Annotated in this window: 9 protein-coding genes and 3 tRNA genes; 5 read left to right on the top strand and 7 right to left on the bottom strand. The window is 64.0% G+C overall.

Annotated features, from left to right (window positions below; genetic code table 11):
- Nucleotides 1-95 precede the first annotated feature (95 nt).
- From HMPREF2886_RS08050 to HMPREF2886_RS08040, 3 genes are all read right to left on the bottom strand, one after another.
- Nucleotides 96-180: transfer RNA gene (locus HMPREF2886_RS08050), tRNA-Leu, on the bottom strand.
- Between the two features lie 54 nt (nt 181-234).
- Nucleotides 235-310 (bottom strand) — tRNA-His (locus HMPREF2886_RS08045).
- 51 nt (nt 311-361) lie between these two features.
- A tRNA-Arg gene (locus tag HMPREF2886_RS08040) sits at nt 362-438 on the bottom strand.
- A 278-nt stretch (nt 439-716) separates the two neighbouring features.
- Between HMPREF2886_RS08040 and folD the strand changes: the two genes are divergently transcribed.
- Nucleotides 717-1,571 (top strand): bifunctional methylenetetrahydrofolate dehydrogenase/methenyltetrahydrofolate cyclohydrolase FolD, encoded by an 855-nt coding sequence (gene folD / locus HMPREF2886_RS08035; RefSeq protein WP_031652941.1) that lies wholly within the window; start codon nt 717-719, stop codon nt 1,569-1,571.
- Between the two features lie 61 nt (nt 1,572-1,632).
- On the opposite strand, the gene cysS is transcribed toward folD, so the two are convergent.
- Complete coding sequence (gene cysS, locus HMPREF2886_RS08030; RefSeq protein ID WP_033973026.1) at nt 1,633-3,015, bottom strand: cysteine--tRNA ligase; 1,383 nt, start codon at nt 3,013-3,015, stop codon at nt 1,633-1,635.
- Between the two features lie 9 nt (nt 3,016-3,024).
- Nucleotides 3,025-4,695: a glutamine--tRNA ligase/YqeY domain fusion protein gene (locus HMPREF2886_RS08025; protein WP_070747089.1), complete on the bottom strand. Its 1,671-nt coding sequence runs from the start codon at nt 4,693-4,695 to the stop codon at nt 3,025-3,027.
- Nucleotides 4,696-4,817: 122 nt separating this feature from the next.
- On the opposite strand from HMPREF2886_RS08025, the gene HMPREF2886_RS08020 reads away from it, so the two are divergent.
- From HMPREF2886_RS08020 to HMPREF2886_RS08010, 3 genes are all read left to right on the top strand, one after another.
- Nucleotides 4,818-5,315, top strand: a complete 498-nt coding sequence (locus tag HMPREF2886_RS08020) for a peptidylprolyl isomerase (protein ID WP_003087890.1) — start codon at nt 4,818-4,820, stop codon at nt 5,313-5,315.
- Nucleotides 5,316-5,319: 4 nt separating this feature from the next.
- Nucleotides 5,320-6,042, top strand: coding sequence for a UDP-2,3-diacylglucosamine diphosphatase (gene lpxH, locus HMPREF2886_RS08015; RefSeq protein WP_070747087.1), 723 nt, complete (start codon nt 5,320-5,322; stop codon nt 6,040-6,042).
- 132 nt (nt 6,043-6,174) lie between these two features.
- Complete coding sequence (locus tag HMPREF2886_RS08010) at nt 6,175-7,506, top strand: SPFH domain-containing protein (protein WP_073648578.1); 1,332 nt, start codon at nt 6,175-6,177, stop codon at nt 7,504-7,506.
- Nucleotides 7,507-7,555: 49 nt separating this feature from the next.
- Here HMPREF2886_RS08010 and HMPREF2886_RS08005 read toward each other — a convergent pair whose 3' ends face one another.
- Complete coding sequence (locus tag HMPREF2886_RS08005) at nt 7,556-8,179, bottom strand: tRNA isopentenyl-2-thiomethyl-A-37 hydroxylase MiaE (protein WP_073648563.1); 624 nt, start codon at nt 8,177-8,179, stop codon at nt 7,556-7,558.
- A 170-nt stretch (nt 8,180-8,349) separates the two neighbouring features.
- On the opposite strand from HMPREF2886_RS08005, the gene HMPREF2886_RS08000 reads away from it, so the two are divergent.
- On the top strand, nt 8,350-9,213 hold the full coding sequence (locus HMPREF2886_RS08000) for a universal stress protein (RefSeq protein WP_033973016.1): 864 nt from the start codon (nt 8,350-8,352) through the stop codon (nt 9,211-9,213).
- Nucleotides 9,214-9,268: 55 nt separating this feature from the next.
- Here the strand turns inward: HMPREF2886_RS08000 and HMPREF2886_RS07995 are convergent.
- Nucleotides 9,269-9,608: DUF1289 domain-containing protein (locus HMPREF2886_RS07995; protein WP_070747119.1), on the bottom strand; the 340-nt coding region annotated here is incomplete at its 5' end.

Genomic DNA, 9,608 nt, shown 5'->3' with positions numbered 1-9,608 from the left:
CTGTGCTCTACCAACTGAGCTACGCCCACCATATCTTGAATCGTGCCGGACGTTCCGGCTTCAACCGCAGCGGCCGGACAAACCGAGCCTGAAGGTGGTGCGGACGGAGAGACTCGAACTCTCACGCCTTGCGGCGCTGGAACCTAAATCCAGTGTGTCTACCAATTCCACCACGTCCGCGGGACACTGCTTGGAAATGAAAACGCCAGGCCTCGGGCCTGGCGCTTCGGAATATGGGGTGGACGATGGGAATCGAACCCACGACACCAGGAGCCACAATCCTGTGCTCTACCAACTGAGCTACGCCCACCATATTACGACTTGCGGTAAAACATCGCCTGCTTCTTGCCGATTCGCCGAATGGCGCACCCGGCAGGACTCGAACCTGCGACCATCCGCTTAGAAGGCGGATGCTCTATCCAGCTGAGCTACGGGCGCTTTATTCATCTGCATTCAATGCTGAGCGCAAACTTTAAGCTCTGGCAATCACAAAGTCAGCAACCGACTTGCATTACCTCTTACCCTGCGTCCGGCTGTGCTCGGCAAGCGGGGCGCATGTTATACAGGGGGCGAAAGGCCGTCAACGGGTTTTTTAAAAAAATTCAGCTATATAAAGGAGTTACGGCAAATCCACGGGTCGCCTCCTTTGCCCCGGGCGGCGTCCATGCGAAAATGCGCGTCCTTTTTCCACCCGATTCGATGGTTACCCTTCCGACATGACCGCACAACTGATCGACGGCAAAGCGATCGCCGCCAACCTTCGCCAGCAGATAGCCCAACGCGTGACCGAGCGCCACCAGCAAGGCCTGCGCGTTCCCGGCCTGGCGGTGATCCTGGTCGGCACCGATCCGGCCTCTCAGGTCTATGTGGCGCACAAGCGCAAGGACTGCGAGGAAGTCGGCTTTCTCTCCCAGGCCTACGATCTTCCCGCCGAAACCAGCCAGGACGACCTGCTGGCCCTGATCGACCGCCTGAACGACGATCCCGCCATCGACGGCATCCTGGTCCAGCTACCCCTGCCCGCCCACCTGGACGCCTCCCTGCTGCTGGAGCGTATCCACCCGGACAAGGACGTGGACGGTTTCCATCCCTACAACATCGGCCGCCTGGCCCAGCGCATGCCCCTCCTGCGCCCCTGCACCCCGAAAGGCATCATGACCCTGCTCGCCAGCACCGGCGCCGACCTGTACGGCATGGATGCGGTCGTGGTCGGCGCCTCGAACATCGTCGGCCGGCCCATGGCTCTGGAGTTGCTGCTGGGCGGCTGCACCGTCACCGTGACCCACCGCTTCACCCGCGACCTGGCCGACCATGTGTCGCGCGCCGACCTGGTGGTGGTCGCTGCCGGCAAGCCGGGACTGGTCAAGGGCGAGTGGATCAAGGAAGGCGCCATCGTCATCGACGTCGGCATCAACCGCCAGGCCGACGGCCGCCTGGTCGGCGACGTGGAATACGAGGTGGCGGCGCAACGCGCCAGTTGGATCACCCCGGTACCGGGCGGCGTCGGGCCGATGACCCGCGCCTGCCTGCTGGAAAATACCCTGCACGCCGCCGAACACCTGCACGACTGAGGTCATCGGCAACAAAATAAGAAGCCCCGCATTCGCAGGGCTTCTTATTGATCACTGCGGATCAGTCGGCCAGGCGCCAGGTGGTGCCGCCCTTGCCGTCCTCCAGTACAACGCCCATGGCGGTGAGCTGGTCGCGGATCCGATCGGACTCCGCCCAGTTCTTCGCCGCCCGGGCTTCCAGACGCGCCTGGATCAATGCATCGATCTCGGCCGCATCGACCTTGCCCTCGGCGCCCGCCTGCAGGAAGGCTTCCGGCTCCAGTTGCAGCACCCCCAGCAGGCCCGCCAACTGCTTCAGGCGCGTGGCCAGTGCGGCCGCCGCCGACAGGTCGCTTTCGCGCAGACGATTGATCTCCCGTGCCAGTTCGAACAGCACCGAGCAGGCGCCCGCGGTATTGAAGTCGTCGTCCATCGCCGCGGCGAAGCGCTCGACATACTCCGCCGCTTCCGCCGGCGCCGCCTCGGGCAGCCCCTTGAGCGCGTTGTAGAAACGGTCCAGGGCAGCCTTGGCCTCGCGCAGGTTCTCCTCCGAGTAGTTGATCGGGCTGCGGTAATGGCTGGCGATCAGCAGGTAACGCACCACTTCGGGGTGATATTTCTCCAGCACTTCGCGGATGGTGAAGAAATTGCCCAGCGACTTGGACATCTTCTCGCCGTTGATGGTGATCATCCCGCAGTGCAGCCAGGACTTGGCGTAGGGCTTGCCGGTCGCAGCCTCGCTCTGGGCGATCTCGTTCTCGTGGTGCGGGAACTCCAGGTCGTTGCCACCGCCATGGATGTCGAAGGAATCGCCCAGGCAGCAGGTGGACATCACCGAGCATTCGATGTGCCAGCCCGGGCGCCCCTCGCCCCAGGGCGACGACCAGCTCGGTTCGCCAGGCTTGGCACCCTTCCAGAGCACGAAATCGAGCGGGTCCTCCTTCGCTTCGCCCGGCTCGATCCGCGCACCGATGCGCAGGTCCTCGATCCGGCGCCGGGACAGCTTGCCGTAGCCGGCGAACCTGCCGACCCGGTAGTACACGTCGCCGTTGCCGGGGGCATAGGCATAGCCCTTGTCGATCAGGGTCTGGATCATCGCGTGCATGCCGGCGATGTGATCGGTGGCGCGCGGCTCCTGGTCCGGCTTGAGGATGTTCAGCCGGGCCTCGTCCTCGTGCATCGCCGCGATCATGCGCTCGGTCAGCACATCGAACGGCTCGCCGTTCTCGTTGGCGCGATTGATGATCTTGTCATCGATATCGGTGATGTTGCGCACGTACGTCAGGTCGTAGCCACGGTGCCGCAGCCAGCGGGTGATCACGTCGAACGCCACCATACTGCGGCCGTGGCCCAGATGGCAGTAGTCGTACACGGTCATGCCGCACACGTACATGCGCACCTGGTTGCCGACCAGCGGCGTGAAGACTTCTTTGGTCTTGCTCAGCGTGTTGTAGATCTGCAGCACGGTCTATCCTCAGCCCTGTCCCCAGGAGTCACGCAGGGTGACGGTACGGTTGAACACCGGCTTGCCCGGCCTGGAGTCCTTCAGGTCGGCGACGAAATAGCCTTCGCGCTCGAACTGGAAGCGATCCTCCGGGTTCGCCTGACCCAGCGACGGCTCGGCGCGACAGCCGGTCAGTACCTGCAGGGAGTCGGCGTTGATGTTGTCGAGGAAGCTGCCGCCCTCTTCCGCCTTCTCCGGATTGGCCGAGCGGAACAGCCGATCGTACAGGCGCACTTCGCACTCGACGCTGCCCTCGGCCGGCACCCAGTGGATCACGCCCTTGACCTTGCGGCCTTCCGGGTTCTTGCCCAGGGTGTCCGGGTCGTAGCTGCAGCGCAGTTCGACGATCTTGCCGTCGGCATCCTTGATCGCCTCGTCGGCACGGATCACGTAGCTGCCGCGCAGACGCACCTCGCCACCGGGGATCAGGCGCTTGTAGCCGGCCGGCGGGACTTCCTCGAAGTCACCGGCATCGATGAACAGCTCGCGACCGAACGGCAGTACGCGCACCCCCATGTCCTCCTTCGGATGACGCGGCAATTCGAGGCTCTCCACCTGCCCTTCGGGGTAGTTGGTGATCACTACCTTGAGCGGTTTCAGCACGCACATGGCACGCGGCGCGGTGGCGTCCAGGTGGTCGCGGATGCTGAACTCGAGCATGCCGATGTCGACCACGCCGCTGGCACGGTTCACCCCGATCATCTCGCAGAAGTTGCGGATCGACTCCGGGGTGTAGCCGCGGCGGCGATAGCCGGACAGGGTCGACATGCGCGGATCGTCCCAGCCACTGACATGGCCTTCGTCGACCAGTTGCTTGAGCTTGCGCTTGCTGGTCACGGTGTAGTTCAGGTTGAGCCGGGAGAATTCGTACTGGCGCGGTTGCGCAGGTACCGGCAGGTTGGCCAGGAACCACTCGTAGAGCGGACGATGGTCTTCGAATTCCAGGGTGCAGATCGAATGGGTGATGCCCTCGATGGCGTCCGACTGACCGTGGGTGAAGTCGTAGCTCGGGTAGATGCACCACTTGTCGCCGGTCTGGTGGTGATGCGCATGGCGGATGCGGTACAGGATCGGGTCGCGCAGGTTCATGTTCGGCGAACCCATGTCGATCTTCGCCCGCAGCGAACGGGCACCGTCGGGGAACTCACCGGCCTTCATGCGGGCGAACAGGTCGAGGTTCTCCTCCACCGAACGGTCACGGTAAGGGCTGTTGCGGCCCGGCTCGGTGAGGGTGCCGCGGTATTCGCGCATCTCCTCGGGGCCAAGATCGCAGACGAACGCCTTGCCGGCCTTGATCAGCTCGATGGCCCAGGCATGCAACTGGTCGAAATAGTTGGAGGCATAGCAGACCTCGCCGGACCACTGGAAGCCCAGCCACTTGATGTCGGCCTCGATGGCATCGATGTATTCCTGATCTTCCTTGGCCGGGTTGGTGTCATCGAAGCGCAGATGGCAATCGCCAGCGAATTCCTGGGCCAGGCCGAAGTTCAGGCAGATCGACTTGGCGTGGCCGATGTGCAGGTAACCGTTGGGCTCCGGGGGGAAACGGGTGACGATCTTCGCGTGCTTGCCGGCATCCAGGTCGGCTTGAACGATCTGGCGCAGGAAGTTCGGGGCGGCGGTGGTCTCTGGCTTGCTCATGGGATCCTTGGTCATGCTCTCGCCCGACCAGGGTAGGCCGGGCAAATCAAAGCGCTTATCATAGCCGAAGCTGTCAACCCCCTGACAGGCCTTCGATTTTCACGACAAAGCGGATTACCCACATGATCAAGCTGCATACCAACCATGGCGTCATCACCCTGAAGCTCGATGAAGAGAAAGCCCCGGAAACCGCGGCGAACTTCAAGGAGTACGTGAAAAGCGGCCACTACGACAACACCGTCTTCCACCGCGTGATCAACAATTTCATGATCCAGGGCGGCGGTTTCGAGCCGGGCATGAAACAGAAGCCCACCCGCGCGCCGATCAAGAACGAAGCCAACAACGGCCTGACCAACAAGGTCGGCAGCATCGCCATGGCTCGCACCATGGATCCGCATTCGGCCAGCGCGCAGTTCTTCATCAACGTCGCCGACAACGACTTCCTCAACCACACCGCCCCCACTACCCAGGGCTGGGGCTATGCCGTGTTCGGCGAAGTGGTCGAGGGCATGGATGTGGTCAACAAGATCAAGGGCGTGGCCACCACCATGCGCAGCGGCCACCAGGACGTGCCGGCCGAGGACGTGATCATCGAGAAGGCCGAAATCGTCGAAGAATGAAGCGATGAGCGTCCTGTTCATCTCGGACCTGCATCTCGAAGCGGAACGCCCGGACATCACCCGGGCGTTTCTGTCTTTCCTCGATGAGCGCGCCCGCCGGGCCGAGGCCCTGTATATCCTCGGCGACTTCTTCGAAGCCTGGATCGGCGACGACGGCATGGACGCCTTCCAGCGTTCCATCGCCCAGTCCCTGCGCCAGGTGGCCGACGGCGGTACGCGCATCTACCTGATGCACGGCAATCGCGACTTCCTCATCGGCAAGGCGTTCTGCCGCGAGGCCGGATGCACGCTGCTGCCCGACCCGAGCGTGATCGACCTGTACGGCGAGCCGGTATTGCTGATGCACGGGGACAGCCTGTGCACCCGCGACGAGGCCTACATGCGCCTGCGCCGCTGGCTGCGCAACCCGCTCACGCTCTGGGTACTGCGCCACCTGCCGCTGGCCACCCGGCACAAGCTGGCACGCAAGCTACGCAAGGAAAGCCGCGCGCAGACCCGCATGAAAGCCGTCGACATCATCGATGTCACGCCCGAAGAAGTGCCCGGGGTCATGCGCGGGCATGGCGTGCGAACCCTGATCCACGGCCACACTCATCGGCCGGCCGAACACCCGCTGGACATCGACGGTCAGCCCGCCCGGCGCATCGTGCTCGGCGATTGGGACCGCCAGGGCTGGGCCCTGGAGGTCGACGCCAACGGCCATCGCCAGGCGCCCTTCCCGCTCTGACCCACCCCAGGCCCGCCATGCGGGCCTTTCAGCGAAGCATTATGCGATTCGCATTTTTTCCGCCGTCCATCTTGACGTCGCGGGCCACCTTTCAGCAGGATCGCGCTCCCCCACCGACATCAAGGAATGATCGTGATCATCTCGAAGGGAAACCTGCTCAAGTTCGTCGCCGCCCCCATCGGCGTGCTCGCCCTCGGCTTCGGCCTGTTCAACGGCGTGTTCTTCTATAACGAAGCCGGCTTCATGACCCACGTAAGGACCATCTTCGGCGACGAGAAGATCGTCGATGACGTCGGCTACGCGACCAAGTGGTTCGGTCGCGCCACCACCTGGAAGAAGGCCATCAGCGTGCAGTCCGTGCTGGTCATGGACGCTAACGACACCAATCCGGACAATGACGGCCTCGGCGCCACCATCGAAGCTTTCCCGATCGTGTTCCTCGGCAACGTCGACGCCAAGGTCGAGTCTTCCGCGCGCTTTCGCCTGCCCGGTGGCGAGCCGTTCCTGAAGATGGCCCAGGAATACCGCAACCCGGACAACTTCATCCGCACCGCACTGGTGCCGGCGATCAAGGAAACCCTCCAGGCCACCGCTTCGCTGATGAGCGCCGACGACTATTACGCCGGAGCCCGCAGCGAATTCGCCGCCGAGTTCGAGAACCAGCTCAACGACGGCCTGTACCTGATCAAGCGCAAGGAAGTCCGCGGGCCGCGCGGCGCCATTCCGCACCAGACCGCGATCCTCCAGGCCGGCACCGAGCAGGGAGCGTTCGGCGACAACAACGCCAGCCAGTTCGTCACCGAGAAGGTCACCGATGCCAAGGGCATCCCGGTACGCAAGCAACAGCAGTTCCGCAAGTTCGGCGTCGAGGTGGTGGAAGCGCGGATCACCAACGTCGATCCCAACCCGCAGTACAAGCAGCGCATGGTCAAGGTTCAGCAGGCGCTCGCCGAGCTGGCGGTGGCGCGGCAGAACCGTCTGAAGGAAGAAGAGGAAAAGCTGCTGGTCACCGCCCGCGGCGAGAAGGAAGTCGAGGCCAAGCGCCAGGAAACCCTGCGCGACCAGATCGAACGCACCACCCAGGCGGAAACCGACAAGCAATTGGCGGTGATCAACGCCGAGCGCGAGAAGCAGCGCGCCGAGATCGAGAAGCAGACCGCCGAACTGCTGCGCGACAAGGCCACGGTGACCGCCCAGGCCACCAAGATCACCGCCGACGCCGAGGCCTACGCCCGCGAAGCGGTGATCAAGGCGGACGGCGCGTTGCAGCCGAAGCTCGACGCGCTGATCGCGATCAACAAGGTCTGGGCCGAAGCCGCCGCCCAGGCCCCCGTTCCCAGCGTAATGATGGGTGCCGGCGCCAACGGCGCGGCGAGCCGCCAGGACGAGATCGGCCAGCTGATGGGCGTTCTGGCGACCAAGGCCGCCCGCGACCTGGCCCTCGACCTCAAGGTCAAGGACTGATCCAGGCAGCAAAAAAAAGCGCCCCGCGGGGCGCTTTCTTGTTTCCGGCTCAGGCCACCAGGTCCACCGGGAGGCCGCTGTGGAAGCGGAACTCGTTGTCCGGGCCGCTGATCAGCTCGGCCTCCTTGGCCCGCACCACCTCGATCGTCCGCTCCACGTCGGCCTCGTCGCCGTACTGGTAGGCCAGCTTCAGGTAGTCCTGGAAATGCCGCGACTCGGACTTCAGCAAACCGCCGTAGAACTTCGCCAGCTCCGCGTCCAGGTGCGGCACCAGGGCGGCGAAGCGTTCGCAGGAACGCGCCTCGATGAAGGCGCCGACCACCAGCGTATCGGTCAGCCGCTGCGGCTCCTGCTTGCGCACCAGATCGCGCAGCGCCGAGGCGTAGCGGGAGGCGCTGACATTGACCACCGGGATGCCGCGTTTCTTCAGGATCGCCAGCACCTGCTCGAAGTGGCGCAGCTCCTCGCGCGCCAGCCGGCTCATCTTGTTCACCAGGTCCAGGCGGCCGGAGTACTTGCCGATCAGTTGCATCGCCGTCGCCGCGGCCTTCATCTCGCAGGCCTTGTGGTCCAGCAGCATGACGTCCTGGCGCTCCAGGGCCGCCTCGACCCAGGCGGCGGGAGTGGAACAGGCGAGGAATTGGTCGATCTCGGGCAACATGGCGCAGGTCACTCATTCTGGAAAGGGTCTGCCACGACGCTGGTCGGGGCAGCAAAGGCGGAGCATTATACGGAAGCTGCGGTGGTCGGGCAGGCCGACCCGTTTGATATGCATCAAGAGCAGCGGCTGGATTGCGTCTAGAGTTGTTTCAGCGATAACCACAAGCACTCAGGGAGACGATCATGCAAGCCATTCGCAGCATCCTCGTGGTGATTGAACCGGACCAGCTGGAAGGTCTCGCGCTGAAACGGGCACAACTGATCGCCGGCGTGACCCAGTCGCACCTGCACCTGCTGGTCTGCGAGAAGCGCCGCGACCACAGCGCCGCCCTCAACGACCTGGCCCAGGAGCTGCGTGAGGAAGGCTACAGCGTCTCGACCAACCAGGCCTGGAAGGACTCCCTGCACCAGACCATCATCGCCGAGCAACAGGCCGAAGGCTGCGGGCTGATCATCAAGCAGCACTTTCCCGACAACCCGCTGAAAAAGGCCATCCTCACCCCGGACGACTGGAAGCTGCTGCGCTTCGCGCCCTGTCCGGTACTGATGACCAAGACCGCCCGGCCCTGGACGGGCGGAAGGATTCTCGCCGCGGTCGACGTCGGCAACAACGACGGCGAGCACCGCTCCCTGCACGCCGGGATCATCAGCCATGCCTACGACATCGCCGGCCTGGCCAAGGCCACGCTGCACGTGATCAGCGCCCACCCCTCGCCGATGCTCTCCTCCGCCGACCCGACCTTCCAGCTCAGCGAAACCATAGAGGCCCGATATCGCGAGGCCTGCCGCACCTTCCAGGCCGAGTACGGTTTCAGCGACGAACAATTGCACATCGAGGAAGGTCCGGCCGACGTGCTGATCCCGCGCACCGCGCAGAAGCTCGACGCGGTAGTCACCGTGATCGGCACCGTGGCGCGCACCGGGTTGTCCGGTGCGCTGATCGGCAATACCGCGGAAGTGGTGCTGGATACCCTGGAAAGCGACGTGCTGGTGTTGAAACCGGACGACATCATCGCCCACCTGGAGGAGCTGGCCAGCAAGGAGTGACCGTTGGTCGGACGAAAAAGCCGCCCAAGGGCGGCTTTTCCGCTGGAGACACCGCCTATCTGTCGATGGCCTGCAGGAACGAGGGCGCGATGTAGCGCTGGTAATGCGCTTCCGACAACAGGAAGAATTCCCGGTCGATGGCATCGCGCAGGTCCGGCAGGCTCCAGTCGCGGAATTCCGGCAGCAGTGCCACGCCGTAGGCTTCGATCTGGTTGATCAACCGGGAACCGCGGGCGATCAACTGGTAGGCCCAGCAATAGGGAGACTGCTCGGGGACGAAGCGGATCTGCCGCTGCTCCAGTTGCAGGCGCAGGCGCGCGGCGTCGAAGACTTCCAGCTTGGCGGCCATCACCTGGGCCAGCAACTGCTCGAGGCGACTCCAGACAGCCCGCTTT

Source organism: Pseudomonas sp. HMSC066A08, assembly GCF_001813025.1.
Lineage (GTDB): Bacteria > Pseudomonadota > Gammaproteobacteria > Pseudomonadales > Pseudomonadaceae > Pseudomonas > Pseudomonas aeruginosa.
This window is presented reverse-complemented; position numbering and strand designations above follow the sequence as displayed.

Bases quoted from the DNA above. Each gene is read 5' to 3' on its own strand.
- folD (WP_031652941.1), top strand. From the start codon at position 717: ATGACCGCACAACTGATCGACGGCAAAGCGATCGCCGCCAACCTTCGC.
- HMPREF2886_RS08025 (WP_070747089.1), bottom strand. From the start codon at position 4,695: ATGAGCAAGCCAGAGACCACCGCCGCCCCGAACTTCCTGCGCCAGATC.
- HMPREF2886_RS08000 (WP_033973016.1), top strand. From the start codon at position 8,350: ATGCAAGCCATTCGCAGCATCCTCGTGGTGATTGAACCGGACCAGCTG.
- lpxH (WP_070747087.1), top strand. From the start codon at position 5,320: ATGAGCGTCCTGTTCATCTCGGACCTGCATCTCGAAGCGGAACGCCCG.
- HMPREF2886_RS08020 (WP_003087890.1), top strand. From the start codon at position 4,818: ATGATCAAGCTGCATACCAACCATGGCGTCATCACCCTGAAGCTCGAT.